Annotated in this window: 9 protein-coding genes and 2 pseudogenes; 4 read left to right on the forward strand and 7 right to left on the reverse strand. The window is 62.6% G+C overall.

Going from position 1 to position 18299, the window contains the following annotated elements; all coding sequences use genetic code 11:
- Window positions 1-93: 93 nt before the first annotated feature.
- The 4 genes and pseudogenes from LIX93_RS29685 to LIX93_RS03120 all read right to left on the reverse strand — a co-directional run bounded on the left by LIX93_RS29685 (window position 94) and on the right by LIX93_RS03120 (window position 6919).
- On the reverse strand, window positions 94-4443 hold the full coding sequence (locus LIX93_RS29685) for a putative Ig domain-containing protein (RefSeq protein ID WP_346015216.1): 4350 nt from the start codon (window positions 4441-4443) through the stop codon (window positions 94-96).
- Window positions 4415-4510 (reverse strand): annotated as a pseudogene (locus LIX93_RS29530) (hypothetical protein); the annotation flags it as partial. The pseudogene LIX93_RS29530 and the gene LIX93_RS29685, both read right to left, overlap by 29 nt.
- Before the next feature lie 128 nt (window positions 4511-4638).
- Window positions 4639-5697 (reverse strand): annotated as a pseudogene (locus LIX93_RS29535) (glycosyl hydrolase family 28-related protein); the annotation flags it as partial.
- Between the two features lie 241 nt (window positions 5698-5938).
- Complete coding sequence (locus LIX93_RS03120) at window positions 5939-6919, reverse strand: hypothetical protein (RefSeq protein ID WP_226502545.1); 981 nt, start codon at window positions 6917-6919, stop codon at window positions 5939-5941.
- Between the two features lie 288 nt (window positions 6920-7207).
- On the opposite strand from LIX93_RS03120, the gene LIX93_RS03125 reads away from it, so the two are divergent.
- A complete protein-coding gene (locus tag LIX93_RS03125; protein ID WP_226502546.1) occupies window positions 7208-9631 on the forward strand; it encodes a membrane-bound PQQ-dependent dehydrogenase, glucose/quinate/shikimate family in 2424 nt (807 codons plus the stop codon).
- Between the two features lie 357 nt (window positions 9632-9988).
- Window positions 9989-10942, forward strand: coding sequence for a tyrosine-type recombinase/integrase (locus LIX93_RS03130; protein ID WP_226502547.1), 954 nt, complete (start codon window positions 9989-9991; stop codon window positions 10940-10942).
- An 85-nt stretch (window positions 10943-11027) separates the two neighbouring features.
- On the opposite strand, the gene LIX93_RS03135 is transcribed toward LIX93_RS03130, so the two are convergent.
- From LIX93_RS03135 to mexE, 3 genes are read right to left on the reverse strand one after another with little or no spacing between them, the layout of a single operon-like run.
- Window positions 11028-12536 carry a TolC family protein gene (locus LIX93_RS03135; protein ID WP_226502548.1) on the reverse strand — a complete coding sequence of 503 codons (1509 nt, stop codon included), beginning with the start codon at window positions 12534-12536 and terminating at the stop codon, window positions 11028-11030.
- Complete coding sequence (locus LIX93_RS03140) at window positions 12536-15724, reverse strand: efflux RND transporter permease subunit (RefSeq protein ID WP_226502549.1); 3189 nt, start codon at window positions 15722-15724, stop codon at window positions 12536-12538. Before LIX93_RS03140 ends, LIX93_RS03135 begins: the two co-directional genes overlap by 1 nt.
- Before the next feature lie 12 nt (window positions 15725-15736).
- On the reverse strand, window positions 15737-16975 hold the full coding sequence (mexE, locus tag LIX93_RS03145; RefSeq protein ID WP_226502550.1) for a multidrug efflux RND transporter periplasmic adaptor subunit MexE: 1239 nt from the start codon (window positions 16973-16975) through the stop codon (window positions 15737-15739).
- Window positions 16976-17024: 49 nt separating this feature from the next.
- Between mexE and LIX93_RS03150 the strand changes: the two genes are divergently transcribed.
- Window positions 17025-17330, forward strand: coding sequence for a hypothetical protein (locus LIX93_RS03150; RefSeq protein ID WP_226502551.1), 306 nt, complete (start codon window positions 17025-17027; stop codon window positions 17328-17330).
- A gap of 11 nt (window positions 17331-17341) precedes the next feature.
- Window positions 17342-18274, forward strand: a complete 933-nt coding sequence (locus tag LIX93_RS03155; RefSeq protein WP_226502552.1) for an AEC family transporter — start codon at window positions 17342-17344, stop codon at window positions 18272-18274.
- Window positions 18275-18299 lie beyond the last annotated feature (25 nt).

Below are 18299 nucleotides of genomic sequence, written 5' to 3' on the forward strand. Positions count from 1 at the left end.
GGGCATTGGCCCTTCGCGGGCAGAGCCCGCTGCCACAGGTGGAGTGCGATCCCCTGTGGCAGTGTGCTCTTCCCGCGAAGGGGCCCGCGAGCGTTACGCAGTAAAGTCCGACTGATGCAACTCCTTGACGCCCACCAGCTGAATCTCGAACTCCGGCGTCGCATCGGCATTCACGCTGCCATACAGAATCCCGTCGGCGAAGCGCAACTGCCCGGTGGCGTTGCTGGCGTCGAAGGCATTGCTGCCGATGAAGCTGAACGCATCGATAGCCGAGGTCTGCGGGTTGGCATCCAGCCCGGTGAAGTCCAGATGATCACCTTCGGCGGTTTTGAAGCCGTTGATGACATCACGCAATGCCCCGACGCCCATATCCGCCACCGCCCCGAACACATAGGTATCGGCGCCAGTGCCGCCGGTCAGGGTATCGGTGCCCGCGCCGCCGATCAGACGGTCATCCCCGGCGCCTCCCACCAGTGTGTCGTTGCCCGCGCCGCCATCCAGGGTATTCGCACCGCTGTTGCCGGTCAGGGTGTCGGCGTAGCTGCTACCGCTGAGGTTCTCCATGTTCTTCAGGGTATCGAGCCCGGAGCCGCCGGTGTTCTGTTGCGCCGAGGTCGAGAGGGTGACCGTCACCCCCGCCGCCGCATTGGCGTACGACGCGGTGTCGATCCCCGCGCGACCGTCCAGCACGTTGTTGCCGGCACCGGCGAACAGCGTGTTGTCCAGCGCGTTGCCGGTGCCATTGGCAGCGTCCGGTGAATCGATGTACAGGTTCTCGACGTTGCTGGTCAGGGTGTAGGCCGCCAGGCTGCTGTGCACGCTGTCGATGCCAGCGCTGCTGTTTTCGATGACGTTGTCGTCGGCGTTGTCGACATAGTAGGTATCGTTGCCATCGCCGCCGCTCAGGCTGTCCGCACCTGCGCCGCCATCGAGTACGTTGTTGCCGGAGTTGCCGGTAATGAAATTGCGCAACTCGTTGCCGGTACCGTCGATGTCCGAGACACCGGTCAGTACCAGGTTCTCAAGGTTGGCGCCCAGGGTCCAACTGACCGAGGCCTGCACCGCGTCTACCTGCGAGGGGGCGGCGTTGGTTTCAATCACTGTGTCGAACGCATTGTCGACGATGTAGATATCGTTACCGTCGCCACCGGTCATGGTGTCGGCGCCAAGGTCGCCATTGATGGTGTCGTTGCCGGCGGTGCCGACCAGGGTGTCGTCCTGATCGGTGCCGAAAATCATCCCGCCGGCATTCTGGGCGCCATCGAAGATCGCCTGCACGCTGTTGTTGTCGTCCGGGTTGCCCTGGTAGCCCAGGTCATCGGCGATGTAGTCCGCCAGGCGTTGGCCGACGATCTCCGCCGACTCTTCATGCAAGTGCCAGACATCGTCGGGGTACACCAGCGGATCCACCTCGTAACGCAGCGGCAGGTCGGTGTAGTCCACGGCCAGCTTCACATCGGCGCGCTCGGCGGCGATAGCTTCCTGGGTTTCACGCACGATACCGACGCCTTCGACGATGCCGGCGATCTTGTCTTCGGAATAGCCACGAGCGCGAGCGGCATCCTGCTCGTAGTGCCCGGTCTCCATCATGTACACGTTGAAGTTGCCGAGCTGCGCGTGCAGATAGTCGAACACCGCCAGAGTGGCGGCCTTGTAGGCTGCTGCCGCGGCGACTTTATCGGTGGATCGGGCGATTTCCTGGGCGGCTTCCTCGCCCTGGCCCCAGATGATGCCCATGGTCACGTTATCGATGGCGTTGAGCTGGCCGAGCTGGTCCTTCAGCAGTGCGACCGCGCGCAACAGCGCCGGGCCTGGCTGGTTGGTGTCGGTCAGCCACCAGGACAGCCTGAGCTCCTCCGGAGTGCCGGTCGACAGGCCGTTGACCGTGCTGCCCCCCACCGCGATATCGATACCATTGCCGTCGGCATCGGTGAATTGGCTGCGCACGTCATAGGGGGTGTACTTGGTCAGGTCGTTGACCAGCATCGAGGTGCCGGACTGGTCATCGTCTTCGGTCATGCGCAGCAGACGCGCGTTCGATTGCCCCAGCGTCGGCAGATAGAGAATGTCCTGCTGGGCGCGTTCGGCAAAGACGAAGTCGGCGCTGGTGAGGGTATCAAGGTAGTTGCCGGCGAGGGCGATCTCGAACCGATTGCCGTCGGCGTCCGCCACGCTGGACTTGATGTAGGTCTTGTCGCCCGCTTCATTGAGGCTCATGACCAGGGTGTTATGGTCGCCGTCGCCCAGGCCGAGGAAACCCAGCGCCGAGACATCGATCTTGTCGCTGCCCACCGTGAAGTCGTAGATGGTATCCGTGGCCGTGACGCCGCCGGCGTCATAGTCGCGGTAGCTGTCCGACAGGTTGCTGAAGCGGAAGGTGTCGGCGCCATCGCCCCCGTACAGGGCGTCACGGCCAGCGCCGCCGTCGATGATGTCCATGCCGGCGCCGGCCTTGATGGTGTCGTCGCCACCCAGGCCGAGGATCAAATCGGCGCCGGCGGTACCGGTGAGGGTTTCCCCGGCGCTGGTGCCAGTAATGGTATTGGCCGGGGCATCGGCGACCGTCAGGGCGAAGTTGTCACTGACCGACGCACCCGATGGGTCGGTGGCCTTGACCAATACGTTATAGGCGCCGGACGCGGTGTCGGTGGGAGTGCCCGTGAACGTCAGCTTGCTGGCATCGAAGGTCAACCAGGTGGGCAGGGGGCTGCCATCGACCAGGGACGCGGTGTAGGTGAGCAGGTCCTGATTGCCGTCGGCGAAGCTGTTGCTGGTAACGGTATAGGTGAACGGGGTGCTTTCAGTGGCGTTCTGGTCCAGCAGCGGGATCACCACCACTGGGGCGACATTGCCGGTTTGCTCCTGATCGGCGAACACGAAATGACTGGCGGTCAGGCTGCTGACCAGGTTGCCGTTCAGGGAAAGCTCGAAGCGGTTGCCACTGGCGTCAGGGACCAGGTCCTTGAGGTAGGTGCGGTTGGTGGTGGCGTTGTAGCTGATTTGCAGCGTGCCGTTCTTGCCGTCGCCCAAGCCTATGTAGCCCAGGGCCGAGAGGTCGATCTTGTCGGCGCTTGGATCGAAATCAAGTATCTGATCGCTGTTGCTGGTGGTCGCGGTGCGGTAGCTGTCCAGCCTGGAGGTGTAGCGGAAGACGTCGGCGCCCGCACCGCCGGTGAGCTTGTCGGCCCCGGCGCCGCCGATGAGGATATCGTTGCCGGCCCCGCCGTTGATGACGTCGTTACCCGCGCCGCCAATCAGCTGCTCGTTGGCCGCAGTACCGGTCAGGGTGTCGTTGCCAGGGGTGCCGTTGATCACGCTCGGCGGCGCAGGCACATCCTGCACGGCGAGGGTGAAGCTGTCACTGACCTTGGCGTTGCTGGCATCCGTGGCGCTGACCAGCACCGAATAGGTGCCCGAGGCGGTGTCGTTCGGGGTGCCGCTGAAGGTGCGGGTGGCAGCGTCGAACTTCAGCCAGTCGGGCAGGGCGCTGCCGTCGGCCAGGGTGGCGCTGTAGGCCAGGCTGTCGTTGTCCGGATCGGTGAAGCTGGTGGCCGGCACGACGAAGGTGAACGGGGTGTTTTCCGTCGCGTTCTGGTCGAGCAGCGGCGAGGCCACTACCGGCGCATGGTTGACCGTCGGTGTGGTGGCGAAGACGAAGTTGGCCGCAGTCAGCGTGTTCAGAAAGTTGCCGTCCAGAGCCACTTCAAAGCGGTTTCCCGCGGCGTCGGCGGCCAGCGACTTGATATAGGTCTTGGTGCCGGCGCTGTTGAGCACCAGGTACACGGTATTGTTCTTGCCGTCGCCAAGGCCGGTGAAGCCCAGGGCCGAGAGGTCGATCTTGTCGGCGCTGGCGTTGAAATCGGTGATCAGGTCGCCCAGGTTCGCACCGCCGGTATTGTAGTTGCGATAGCTGTCCAGGCGGCTGGAGAACACGAAGGTGTCCGCCCCAGCGCCGCCAGTGAGCGTATCGGCGCCAGCGCCGCCATCGAGGCGGTCATCACCAGCGCCGCCGCTGAGGCTGTCGTTGCCCGCGAGGCCGAGCAGCGTGTCGGGGCCATCGGTGCCTTGCAGCGAGTCATTGCCTGTGGTGCCGGTGACCACTCGATTGAAGATGAAGTTGCTGGCGGTCAAGGTGCTGGCCAGGTTGCCGGACAGCACCAGCTCGAAGCGGTTGCCACTGGCATCGGCGTCGTAGTCCTTGATGTAGGTGCGGTCGGTGCTGGCGTTGTAACTGACTTGCAAGGTGCCGCCGCGGCCGTTGCCCAGACCGGTGAAACCCAGGCCGGCGAGATCGATCTTGTCCTGGCTGACGTTGAAGTCGGTGATGGTGTCGTCGAAGCTGCTGGTGGCCGTGCGGTAGCTGTCGGTCGGGCTGGAGAAGCGGAAAGTATCGGCGCCCGCACCGCCTGTGAGTTTATCGACACCGGCGCCGCCGACGAGGATGTCGTCGCCAGCGCCGCCGCTGATGGTGTCCTTGCCAGCGCCGCCGTAGAAGATCTCGTTGGCGTTGCTGCCCAGCAAGGTGTCGTTGCCATCGGTGCCTTGCACGGTGATCACCGGTATCGTCGCGCTCACATAGCTGCCATCGCCATACACCAGGGTGTCGCCCTTGCTGGTGTGGCTGATGGTGTTGCCGACGATGGCATTGCGGTCAGTACCGTCCTCGTTGCGCTCGGCGACGCCATAGGTCGACAGATTGCTGCCACTGATGGTGTTGCCTTCGATGGTGTTGTCGCTGCCGTTGTAGTACTTGCCCGAGACGCCCTGAGTGTCGTCATAGGACTGGATGATCACCTCTGGCACACCCGCGCCCAGCGCGTTGTTGGTGAGGGTGTTGTCGCTGACGGTGACGTTGTTGCTGCCGTACAGGCGCACCCCGGCGCCGTTGTTGTCGTGGATGTCGACGCCGCTGACGGTGACGTTGTCGGATAGCTTGATCAGCACGCCCTCGGCGCCGTTGTCGTACATCTCCCCACCGGTGATGGTGATATTGGTGGGCGAAGGAATATTTTCACTGCCGCGCTGCACGACGATACCGCCACCGCCGTTGCCATAGGCGACGTTATCGGTGAGGGTGAAGTCGTGGGTGCTGGTGACGATGTTGAAACCATGGCGGTCGTTGTCGTAGGCAACGTTGTTCTCGTAGACGCTGTCGCTAAGAAAGTCAGCGACGAAGCCGTCCAGGCCATTGCCGTGGGATACGCTGTTCTTGATCACCATGTTGACGGTCTGTTCATGGGGATCGAAGCCGTAGCCGGAGCAGTCCTTGATCTCGACGCCATCGAGAGTGACATTGGAGTCGTAGCCGATCTTGCCGGGGATATAACCGTTGAACCAGCCATCGACCTTGGCTGTGGTGTTGTCCCGGTTACCGTCCAGGGTCAGGTTGCTGAGGCCGAAATCGTGGGTCTCCTCGCCATAGGCAGACCGCACGATGCCGGTGATCTCTTTGTCGGAGCCATCGGCCACCTTGATGGTGGTGGCGCCCATGCCGTCGCCGGACATGTACACATTGCTCTTGAGCATCAAGCAGCCGTCAGAGGGTTCCTCGCCACCCGATACGATATAAGTGCCGGTTGGCACGTACACTTGGCCGCCGCCGGCGGCAGAGGCCGCGTCGATCGCCTTTTGGATGGCTGCGGTATCGTCAGTGATGCCGTCGCCTTTGGCGCCAAAGTCTTGTACGTTGAAAATCATGCACTTATCTCCTTATCAGGCCAGAAACACGCTGACTGCCAATAAACCATCGGCAGGCACCGCTGTTATGACAGGACAGAAGAGAAAAGTTACGACCGAATATCGGGGAGTTGTCAAAAAACCGAACAAAGTGATCAGCGGTTCACGTTCGTAAAGAATTAATGACAGTTAATTGACTTTTTATTCAGTGCGGCGGTAGGGGGAATTGAGACTTTCGTGCGTTAGCGACTGGCCCGTATCTTCACTGCCCCAGCAGCGCCGCCCGACCTTCAGCCGACGGAAATACACACGTCACCTCATGAGCGCAGCCAGGAACGATTGCCAGCGGCCGCGGTTTATTCGGCTTGAGCTGCTCCCGTTCATAGGTCTGATAGGCCTGCCCGCGCTGCAGGCGATAAGGGCCTTGGGCCATGGCTGCGCAGCTCTTGTCCAGGATCGGATAGAAGGTGCCCTTGGCGTTGCTGCTGTCCAGCTCGCCTTCGAGGTAGCGGATATCGGCCGTCGCATAGCGTTCACGGGCCTGTTCTGGGGTCTTCTTCAGCCAGGCCGGCAGCCCGTCGAGGCCGTATTTCCACTGGTTGAAGTCCGCGCAGCCGGTGGTCGCCGAGGCCCGCCAGGTATCGAAATACAGCCAGGTGCCGGGGTCGGCCACCACATAGCGCAGTGTGACCCCGGTCGGCGCCGGCGCGGCGAAGGCGATCGCATGCTGGACCATCTGCGCCCCCGCCGAAAACCCGGCGACGGTGATGGTCTTTACACTGGGAAATTGCTCGTGGACCTGGGCCACCACTGCGTCCAGTGCATTGAAGGCGCTTACCCCTGGTGCGTTGTTGGCTGGTTCGCCGGCAATCCACGAGGAGCATGTCCACAACAGATCGCCCGGTTCGGCCAGTGGTTCACCGGCGCTGACGCAGCGGTCGGAGTGGCGCTCGTCGACCTGAAACAGCGGCGCCACTACCAGAGTATCGGTGCCCTTGACCGCCGTCGCGGTGGCCTGAAAGGTGCGCAGTGCATCCCGTGGATGGCCGTGGATGGCGATCACTGCAGCGGTCGGGACCTTGCCGGCCGATTGCGCGTCGTCCGACTCGTAGTAGTGCAGCACGCCTTGGCCCTTGACGGGTTCGACACTGCGCAGCTCAGGGGCAGATGCCGAGGCACTGGCAGCAATGGGGGTCAACTGGCCCAGTATGAGGGCGGCAGTGCACAGCGATACTCGATTCAAGGACTGCCCTCGTAAATGCCTCGCAGAGGCGAATGACGCGCAACGTATGAGTAAAGCAGAAAGCCCGAGAGGGTGATGCTAGAGCATGCGGCTGAGCGTAACGGTGAAAGAAAGTTCAAACTTTAATTATCCGCCGAGGGGATTAGTTAGCTTGCTTGCTATTTGTTCGGTCATATATTGTTACATCTGTGGCCAAATGCCGCACCCTCGATGCCCATACTCCCGGGCCGGCACTTCGCCAGGCTTGCGGGCGCTTGCGCGCTATTTTTTCTCCGGAGGCCTTTCGACGTGTCTGACCCATCTACTGCTTCATCAACCCCGCGGACCCGCAGGGCACCGCGCACCACCGGTGCACTGGTGGGTCTTGCCGGCCTGCTGCTGGCTGCGGGCGGGCTTTACCTGCTGGTGCTGGGCGGGACGCCTTATTACCTGCTGGCCGGCGCGGGTACGCTGATCACTGGCATCGGTCTGATCAAGGGCCGCAGCTGGTCGCTGCTGTTGTATGCACTGGTGCTATTGGGCACCGTCGCATGGGCGCTCCATGAAGTTGGCCTGCGTGGCTGGGAGTTGGAGCCAAGGCTGTTGATTCCGACGTGCCTGGGGATCTATTTGCTGCTGCCGTGGGTCGCGCGACGCCTCGGTGCATCTGCCAGCGGTTATGGCCGTGCGCACTTGCCACTGGCGGTCGCGGTGGTTATCGCCGTCGGCACAGGTGTCGTGTCCCTGACCCAAACCCCAGGTGTTCAAGGCGAACTGGCGTTGCCGGCCAATGTCAGCGATGGGCACGATACGTCGGTAGCCGACGCCGACTGGCAATACTACGGTCGCACCGCCAAAGGCGATCGCTTCTCGCCGCTGGACCAGATCACGCCGCAGAACATCAACCACCTCAAGGTGGCGTGGCAAGCACAGACCGGCGACACCATGAGGCCCGGTGAGGACGTGGGCGGTACCGATGCCGGTCACGAATTCAACTTTGAAGACACCCCCACCAAGGTCGGCGACACCCTTTACGTGTGCACCGGTCACAGTTGGGTCGTTGCCTTCGACGCCAAGACCGGGCAGAAAAAATGGAGCTTCAACCCCCACGCCGATACGGATGCCGATGTCTACCTGGCGTGCCGTGGGGTGGCTTATTACGAAGCGCCCAAAGGCGTCGCCACCGATTGCCCGAAACGTATCATCGCACCGGTACTCGATGCCCGGGTGATGGCCTTGAACGCCGAGACCGGCAAGCCTTGCGAAGACTTCGGCGAGCACGGCTTCGTGTCCCTGACGCAGTATCTGGGGCATGTGCAGAAGGGCTTCCATTTCGTGACGTCGCCGCCGCTGGTCCTGCACGATCGGCTGATCCTGGGCGGCTGGGTCTGGGACAACCAGGCCGAGCACGAACCTTCAGGCGCTGTGCGCGCGTTCGATCCGATCTCCGGCGCCATCAGTTGGGCCTGGGACATCGGCCATACCCCGCATAACTTCAAGCCTGGCGCCACCGACGAGCTGACCCGCGGCACGCCCAACGCCTGGGGCGTCTACACCGCCGACCCAGAGCGTAATCTGGTTTACCTGCCACTGGGCAATGCGACGCCGGATTACTTCGGCGGTCACCGTCGGCCATTCGATGAACAATACAACAGCTCGGTGGTGGCCCTGGACATCACCACAGGTGAAGAACGTTGGCACTTCCAGACCACCCACCACGACCTGTGGGACATGGACCTGCCCATCGGCCCGTCGCTGGTGGATGTACCCGATCCCGCCAACCCAGGCGCGCAGATCCCGGCGTTGGTCCAGACCAACAAGCGCGGCGAGTTCTTCATGCTCGATCGCCGTGATGGCAAACCCATCGCCCAGGTCGAGGAAAAACCGGTACCCCAAGGCGCGGTCAACGGCGATTTCACCTCGCCGACCCAGCCGTATTCCACTGGCCTGCCTTCGGTGACCCCGGCGGATCTGACCGAGAACCATCTGTGGGGCGCCACGCCGTTCGACCAGATGATCTGCCGCATCCAGTTCAAGTCGTTCAACTACCGCGGGCAGTTCACGCCTCCTGGTTTGCAGACCACCATCGTCTATCCGGCCTTTGATGGCGTGATTGACTGGATGGGCGCATCCATCGATCCGAACCACAAGGTGGTGATCGCCAATGCCAACTACATCCCTTTTATCGTGCAGATGAGCCCGCGCGAAACGCACCCACAGGTGCCGGCCTGGGATGGCAAGGGTGACCAGCCGCAAAACCCGTCGGCGTTTGCGCCGCAGTACGGCACGCCTTATGTGGCCAGCGTGCACCCGTGGCTCAATCCGTTGGGCGTACCGTGCAACTCCCCGCCGTGGGGCACTTTGACCGCCATCGACCTGAACACACGTAAGGTCGCGTGGCAGCATCCACTGGGCACCACCCGTGATACCGGGCCGTTCGGCACCCACAACAACCTGCCGTTCAACACCGGGATCTTCAACATTGGCGGCAATATCGTCACCAAAGGTGGGCTGGTATTCGTCGGTGCCACGGCCGACAACTATCTGCGCGCCATCGATGAACGCAATGGAGAGGTGATCTGGAAGGCCCGACTGCCGGCAGGTGGGCAGGCGACGCCGTTGTCCTATGCGGTGGATGGCAAGCAGTTCGTGGCCATTGCTGCGGGTGGCCACGGCGGGCTGGGGACCACGACCGGGGATTACATCGTCGCCTACGCGCTGGACGACAAATAGTCATCGGCAGGGCTACTGGCCTGTTCGCGGCCAAGCCCTGCTCACAGTGGTACGACTCGGTGAGGGTCAACGCTGTGGGGGCAGGGCTTGCTCGCGAAGAAGCCCGCGCGATCCCTGCCGTTGTAAAACGCTGACGACCGCGCCCTGGCGTGCCGCCTGCGCCGAACAGGCGGTGCTGCAGAGCAAGCCGTGTGGTGGGTACGTTAGCGAACACGCGCGGCGACCGATAAAATCCTTCACTCAATCAACCTCATGCAACCATTACCTCGCCTGATACTTCAACTATAAGACCACTGGCTAGCCAATTGGCCTGCGACGGCTGCTAAACTGCCGCCTTTTGCCGAGAGCGGCCCCGGTTTGCCTGATCACGATTCCCCTCCGTTTGCTGATTTCACACCGCCATCTCCACTGTGCAACCCACTGGTGCAATATTTCGCGCGGCTGGCGCCGAGCAGCCAGTTGACCCTGCGCTATGTGTTGCAGGACGCGGCCGATCGGCTCGGCTTTGCCGACACCGATATCACCGAGGTGCCCTGGCACCTGTTGCAAGCGGCCCACGTCACTGGCCTGGTGGCGGCCCTGCGTGAAGATGGTTATGCGCCAAATACTTCGTCGCTGTACGTCAATGCCATCCGAGGTGTGGTCAATGAGGCCTGGCGCCTTGAACTGGTAGAACACGCCCATTTGCTCAAGATCCGTGCGGTCAAACCCACCCAAGGCGCGCGCCTGGGCAACGGCCGCAATCTCAAGCGCACGCTGATCCGCGACCTGATGGCGGCCTGCGCTGCCGATCCGCGCCCGCAGGGCAAGCGCGACGCGGCGGTGATCGCCGTGCTGTACGGCTCCGGGATGCGCAAGTCGGAGTCGGTCAACCTCGACCTCAGCCAGATCGACTTCGCCGAGCGCAGCCTGCGGGTGATCGGCAAGGGCAATCGCGAGTTGCTCAAATACGCCCCGGCCTGGGCGTTCGAAAAGTTGCAGGCATGGCTCGAGTTGCGGCGCAGCGAGTTGCCCCAGGGGCAGGCGGATGATGACTTTCTGTTCAATCGCATCCGCCGAGGCAGTCATATCACCCGGGAACGGATCACCAAGCATGCGATTTACTACATCGCCCGGCAGCGGGGCGCAGAGGTGGGTGTGAAGATCATGCCCCATGACTTTCGCCGTTCGTTCATCACGCGGGTGATCGAGGAGCACGATCTGTCGATCGCGCAGAAGCTGGCGCACCACACCAATATCCAGACCACGGCGGCGTATGACATGCGTGATGACAACGAGCGGCGCCGGGCGGTGGATCGGTATGAGCTGTGAGTCTGCGCAATCTGTACAAGCACGCTCGGCCTCTTCGAGCGCACGCGTTGCTCCCACAGGCGTACACCCGTGGGAGTTCTCCGCTCTAGAGCCGTGCACCTGTGGGAACAAGGCTTGCCTGCGAAGGTGCCGGCGCTGACGCCGCAGCCGTAGCGGCCGGCTGCCAACCCCCACCCAGCGCTTTATAGATCGCCACGATGCCGTGATACAGCTCGATCTCGCCCTGGGCCTGGGCGTCTTCGGCGCTCAGACGTTCGCGCTCGGCATCCAGCAGCACCAGATAATCCACCCCACCTTCGCGGTACTGAATCGAGGCCAGGTCGGCGGCCGCACGGCTCGACTCGCTCTGGCGCATCAGCGAGATCAACCGTTGCTGACGCTTGCCATAGTCGCTGAAGGCATTTTCCGACTCCTCCAACGCCAGCAATACCTGCTGCTCATAGGTCGCCAGGGCGCCCTCGGCGTTGGCGTTGGCGCCGCGAATCCGCGCGCGCACGCTGCCCAGGTCGAAGGCCGCCCAGGTAATGCTCGGGCCCAGGCTCCAGGCGTTGGCGGCGCTGGCGCCGATTTGCGAACCGCGTGCCGCGGTAAAACCGAGGAAGCCGCTCAGGCTGACCCGGGGGAACAGGTCGGCAGTGGCCACGCCGATATTGGCGGTGGCGGCGGCCAGCTTGCGCTCGGCGCTACGCACATCCGGGCGGCGACGCAGCAATTGGCCCGGATCACCGATCGGCAACGCCTTGGCGATCGCCGGCAGTTGCTTGGGGCCCAGGTCCACACTGAGGTGGTCCGGGCGCTCGCCCAGCAAAGTGGCGATGCGATTACGCGCCCGCGCCTGGTCGGCCTGCAGTTGCGGAATCGTCGCTTCTACCCCCGCCAGCCTCGCATCGGCGCGCACCACATCGAGTTGATTGCCGACGCCGGCATCGCGCAGGCTCACGGTAATGGCCCGCGAATCCTGCTGGTTCTTCAGGTTCTCGGCGGCGATATGCTCGCGCAGCTGGGCGCCGCGCAAGTTGCCATAGGCGTCCACCAACTCGGCGATCATGGTGACTTGCAGCTGTTGCAGGTCCGCCAGAGCGACGTCTTCTTCGGCGTTGCTGGCTTCCAGTTGCCGCTGGATACGCCCGAACAGGTCGATCTCCCAGGCCATGTCCAGGCCCAGGTCGTAGCGCTCGATATTGACCCGGTCGGTGGTCTGTCCTGGCACCTGGGCCTTGCCCAGATCGCTGCTGGCACGGCTGGTGACCACCGGCAGGTTGTCGTTGGCGATGTCGTCACGAATCGCCCGCGCGGCCTTGAGGCGGGCGAAAGCCACACGCAGGTCGCGGTTGTCTTGCACCGATCGAGTGACCAGCGTGTTGAGGGTCGGATCGTCGAACTGCTGCCACCAGACGCTCTCGAACCGTGCGTGGTCATAGTGGCTGGCGTCGTTGGCGGCAACGACATTCGCCGCCGCCGTCTCGGGGGTCTTGTAGTCGGGGCCCACAGCGCAGGCGGCCAGTGCCAGCAGCAACAGGCTCGGGGCGAAGAGTTTCAGGGCGTTGGAAGTCACGCTACGCACTCGCAAAGTTTGATGTTGAAGGGCGTTCATCAGTGGCTCTCCTGCGCCAATGCGCGGGTATGTTCCGTCCGGGCGGCCTTGCGAGCCTGAGCACGTTCGACGTAACGACGGATTAGCACAAAGAACACCGGTGTCAGCAGCAGGCCGAAGAAGGTCACCCCGAGCATCCCGGAGAACACCGCCACACCCATGGCATGACGCATCTCGGCGCCGGCCCCGGTAGAAATCACCAGCGGCACTACCCCCATGATGAAGGCGAACGAAGTCATCAGGATCGGTCGCAGCCGCATCCGGCAGGCTTCCAGTACCGCGGCCAACGGGTCGAGGCCCTCCTGTTGCTTGTCCTTGGCGAACTCGACGATCAGGATCGCGTTCTTGCACGCCAGGCCCACCAGCACGATCAGGCCGATCTGAGTGAAGATGTTGTTGTCGCTACCTGACAGGATCACGCCGGTAATGGCCGACAGCAAGGTCATCGGCACGATCAGGATCACCGCCAGCGGCAGGCTCCAGCTCTCGTATTGCGCGGCCAGCACCAGGAATGCCAGCAGCACGCAGAGCGGGAAGACCAGCAGGGCGGTATTGCCCGAGAGGATCTGTTGATAGGTGATCTCGGTCCATTCGTAGGTCATGCCGTTGGGCAGTTCCTGCTTGAGCAGTTTTTCGACGGCGGCCTGGGCCTGGCCAGAGCTGTAGCCCGGCGCGGCGGCGCCACTGATTTCTGCGGTCACGAAGCCGTTGTAATGCATTACCCGGTCAGGCCCCGAGGTGCTGCCCACCTTGATGAAGGTCGCCAGTGGGACCATCTCGCCCAGGGTGTTGCGCACCTTCAGTTGACCGATCTGCTCAGGGTCAAGACGGAACTGCTGCTCGGCCTGGACATTGACCTGATAGGTGCGGCCGAAGCGGTTGAAGTCGTTCGCATAGAGCGAACCCAGATACACCTGCAGGGTGTCGAAGATGTCACTGATCGCCACACCGTGGGTCTTGGCTTTCTCGCGGTCGATGCTGGCATCCACTTGCGGAACGTTGACGGTGTAGCTGGTGAACAGCCCGGCCAGTTCCGGCACGCTGCGACTCTTGGCGATGACGTTTTGGGTTTCCTTGTACAGCTCCTCGTAGCCCAGGTTGCCCCGGTCTTCGATTTGCAGGCGGAAACCGCCAATCGTCCCCAGCCCCATGACCGGCGGCGGCGGGAAGATCGCCATGTAGGCGTCCTGAATGGCCGCGTACTTGCCGTTCAGCGCCCCGGCGATGGCGCCCGCCGAAAGGCTCGGGTCCCGGCGCTCGTCGAATGGCTTGAGCGTGACGAACACGATGCCGTTGTTTGGGCTGTTGGTGAAGCCGTTGATCGACAGTCCCGGAAACGCAATGGCGGACTGCACACCCGGTTGCTTGAGCGCGATATCGGACATGCGCTTGATCACGTCCTCCGTGCGGTCCAGGCTCGAGGCATCCGGCAGTTGCGCGAAGGCCACCAGATATTGCTTGTCCTGCGGGGGCACGAAACCGGTGGGAGTGGTGGCGAAGCCGAGATACGTCAGGCCCATCAATCCGGCGTAGACGAACAGCGCAATGCCGCTGCCGCGAATCACCCGACGTACCGCACCCACATACCCATGGCTGGCTTTTTCAAAGACGCGGTTGAAGGGACGAAAGAACCAACCCAACGAGGCATCCAGAAACTTCGAAAACCGATCCTTGGGCGCGTCGTGTCCCTTGAGCAGTACCGCGGAAAGCGCCGGCGACAACGTCAAGGAGTTGAACGCCGAGATGACAGTCGAGATGGCGATGGTCAATGCGAACTGTTTGTAGAACTGCCCGGTGAGCCCGGAGATGAACGCCGCAGGAACGAAAACCGCACACAGCACCAGCGCCGTCGCGATGATAGGTCCAGTCACCTCGCTCATGGCTTTGCGGGTCGCAGCGACGGGCTCGAGCCCTAGTTCGATGTTGCGCTCGACGTTTTCCACCACGACGATGGCGTCATCCACCACGATACCGATGGCCAGCACCAGACCGAACAGCGACAGGGCGTTGAGCGAAAACCCGAACAGGTGCATGACCGCGAAGGTGCCGATCAGTGAGACAGGGACGGCCACCAGGGGAATGATCGAGGCGCGCCAGGTCTGCAGGAACACGATGACCACCACGACCACCAGGATCAAAGCCTCGAACAGGGTATGGACCACGGCCTCGATGGACCCGCGCACGAATATCGTCGGATCGTAGGCGATGGCGTAATCCATGCCTTCGGGGAAGTTCTTCTTGAGTTCGGCCATCTTGGCGCGAACGTCGTTGGATATTTGAATGGCGTTGGACCCAGGACGCTGGAAGATCGGAATCGCCACCGCAGGCTGATTGTCGAGCAGTGAGCGCAGGGCGTACTGGCTGGAGCCGAGTTCGATGCGGGCGATATCCTTGAGGCGCGTGATCTCTCCATCGGCACCGGCGCGCACCACGATGTTCTCGAATTCTTCTTCGTTGACCAGCCGGCCTTGAGTGTTGATCGACATCTGGAAACTTGTCGCGTTTGGCGCCGGCGGTGCGCCGAGCTGGCCGGCAGCCACCTGGCGGTTCTGTTCACGAATGGCCGTGACCACATCGGTGGCGGTCAGGTTGCGCGAAGCGACCTTGTTCGGGTCCAGCCAGACGCGCAGCGAGTATTCACCCATGCCGAACAGCTGTACATCACCGATACCGTTCAGGCTCGCCAGCTCATCCTTGATGTTGAGCGTCGCGTAGTTGGACAGGTAAAGCATGTCGTAGCGCTTATCAGGGGAGGTCAGATGGACCACCATGGTCAGGTCTGGCGAGGCCTTGTCGACGGTGATACCGATACGCGTCACTTCTTCAGGCAGCTTGGGTTCGGTACGGGTCACACGGTTCTGTACCTGAACCTGTGCGTTGTCCAGGTCGGTGCCGAGGGCGAAGGTGATGGTCAGGGTCAGCTTGCCGTCGGCAGTCGATTGCGAGGACATGTACAGCATGTGCTCGACACCGGTGATGGCCTGCTCCAGCGGGGCGGCTACGGTTTCACCGATGACCTTGGGGTTGGCGCCGGGGAAGGTGGCGCGCACCACCACGGTCGGCGGTACCACTTCCGGGTACTCGCTGATGGGCAACTGGAACAGCGAGATGCCGCCGGCGATGAGGATCACCAGCGACAACACAGCGGCGAAGATCGGCCGCTTGATGAAGAATTGCGAGAAGTTCATCGGGATGCTTCCTTAACCGCGTGGCGAGGTAACAGCCGCCAGGCGGGGCGCCGGCGAATCGGTCTTGACGGTGGTGCGGGCTTCGAGGGCCTGTTGCTGCTGGGCGAGGGCGGCGAGGGTCGCGTCACTGGCCATCGGTACGTCCTGCGGGGTCACGGTAGAGCCCGGACGTACCCGTTGCAGGCCGTTGACGACAATGCTGTCGCCCTTGACCAGGCCACTGCGCACGATGCGCAGGCCTTCAAGCTTGGGCCCCAGTTCGACTGAGCGGTAAGCGGCCTTGTTGTCCTTGTCCATCACCAGCACGAATTTCTTGCCCAGGTCGGTGCCGACGGCTTCGTCCTTGATCAGCACGGCGTCGTAGGTCTTGCTGCCGACCAGTTTCAGGCGCGCATACAAGCCCGGGGTGTAACTGCCGTCGCTGTTGTCGAACACGGCGCGGCCACGGATGGTGCCGGTGCGCGGGTTGACCTGGTTGTCGATGAAATCCATCTGGCCCAGGTGCGGGTTGCCATCTTCGTTGGACAGGCCCAGGTACACCGGGCTGGTCTGGCTGCGCTGGCCGGCGCGCGACAGCTGGTTGTATTTGAGGAACACGCGCTCGTCGGCGTCGAAGTAGGCATACACCTTTTCGGTCGAGACCAGGGTGGTCAGTGGCGTCTGGTCGGCGGTGACGATGTTGCCAGCGGTGATGGCCGCGCGGCTGACGCGACCGCTGATGGGGGCGGTCACCCGGGTGAAGCTCAGGTTCAGGCGCGCCAGGTCGAGTTGCGCCTGGATGGCCGCGACACCGGCGCGGGCTTCCTGGGCGGTGGTGGTGCGCGTTTCCGCCAGCTCGGCAGAAATCGCATTGCTGGCTTTCAGGCGCTCGCCGCGCTGCGCTTCGTTGTCGGTGCGCGCGGCCGTGGCGCGCGCCTGGGCGAGCTGTGCATCCAGACGGTTGACCTCGGCCTGGAACGGGCGCGGGTCGATCTGGAACAGCAGGTCGCCTTTTTTCACCAACGCGCCTTCGGTAAAGGCCACCTTGTCGATCTGACCAGATACGCGCGGCCGCACTTCGACGGTTTCCGGCGCTTCGAGGCGGCCGGTGAACTCGTCCCATTCGTTGATCGGCTGCTCCAGCACTTTGGCGACGCTGACCTGGGGTGCAGCTGGGGCCTGAGCAACCTCCGGCGCGCGACCGCAGGCAGTCATGACCACCAGGGCGATGGCCGCGAGAGGAAAACGCAAGTGATTGAAAGACTGTTCCATGTGTGCTGCCCACCGATAGATTGAGAGTGGGCGGATCATGGCTTCGATCATGACCATCGACGAATCGAATGGTTCGAAGATGAATATCACTGTGAATGATAAACATCGAAATATTTGGTCTGAAAACAGCTATTTAGCAAGCCTGCTATCAATTAGGTTGATAACGATGTCGCAGTCGATCGCTCGGCCATTCGTACTGGTCGGCGGCAAGCGGCCTCGCTCCATCACCCTTAGCGAGGCGGCTCGCCCTCGAAAAAACCGCTGGAGATACCCCTGCGAGCGCTATATCGTGGACACACCCGTACACAATAATCAAGGGAGCATGGAGGCCACGATTGTCGGCCGCCAGCGCTGAGGGAAGCCCGCTTGCTGGAAGTTCTCGGAATCACCGCACCCATTTTTTGCATCATCGGCATGGGCTACCTGGCCGCCCGTTTTTCCCTGTTGAGCCGTGAACAGATGCGCGGCCTTGGTACATTCGTGATCACCTTCGCCATGCCGGCGCTGGTCATCCGTGCCCTGGCCCTGCGGCCAATTGCCGAAGTCCTCAACCCCCATTACCTGATCGCCTATGTACTGGCGTCATTGGGCTGCCTGGCGGTAGGGCTGGTGGTGTTTCGCAAGCTGCATGGGCACAACCTCAGCAACAGTGCGATCGCTGCCATGGGCATGGGCACCTCCAACAGTGGCTTTATCGGCTATCCGATTGCCCTGATGGCCGTCGGGCCCCAGGCCGGCGTCGCTCTGGCTCTCGGCATGATGGTCGAGAACCTGGTGATGATTCCGCTGGCACTGGCGCTCGCCGAGGCGGGTCATCAGGGCGGCGGTTCGACGCTGACGGTAGTGCGTGAAACGTTCAAGCGCCTGTCGCGCAATCCGCTGATCCTGGCGATCATCACCGGAGGTATTCTGTCGATCGCCGAGGTCAAGTTGCCGGTGGTGCCGCTCAAGCTGATCGAAATGCTCTCGATGGCTTCCGCGCCTGTGGCGTTGTTCGTGATCGGCGGCGTGCTGTACGGCACCAAGGTGCGCGGGCAGGTGGGGGAAATCCTGCAGATCGGGGCGGGCAAGCTGATCCTGCATCCGTTGCTGCTCAGCCTCGGCTTCCTGGTACTGGCCGACGTCGAGCCGGCGATGATGACTGCAGGCCTGATCATGGCCAGTGCGCCGATGATGAGCGTGTATCCGATCCTGGGGCAGCGCTTCGGCCTTGAAGGTCGCTGTGCCGCCGCCTTGGTGATCACCACGCTGGCGTCCTTCATTACCATCAGTTTGTTGCTGATCTGCATCAAGCACTAATGGCGGCCTGTAGCGAGGGAGCAAG

This window comes from Pseudomonas sp. MWU16-30317 (assembly GCF_020515695.1).
Taxonomy (GTDB): domain Bacteria; phylum Pseudomonadota; class Gammaproteobacteria; order Pseudomonadales; family Pseudomonadaceae; genus Aquipseudomonas.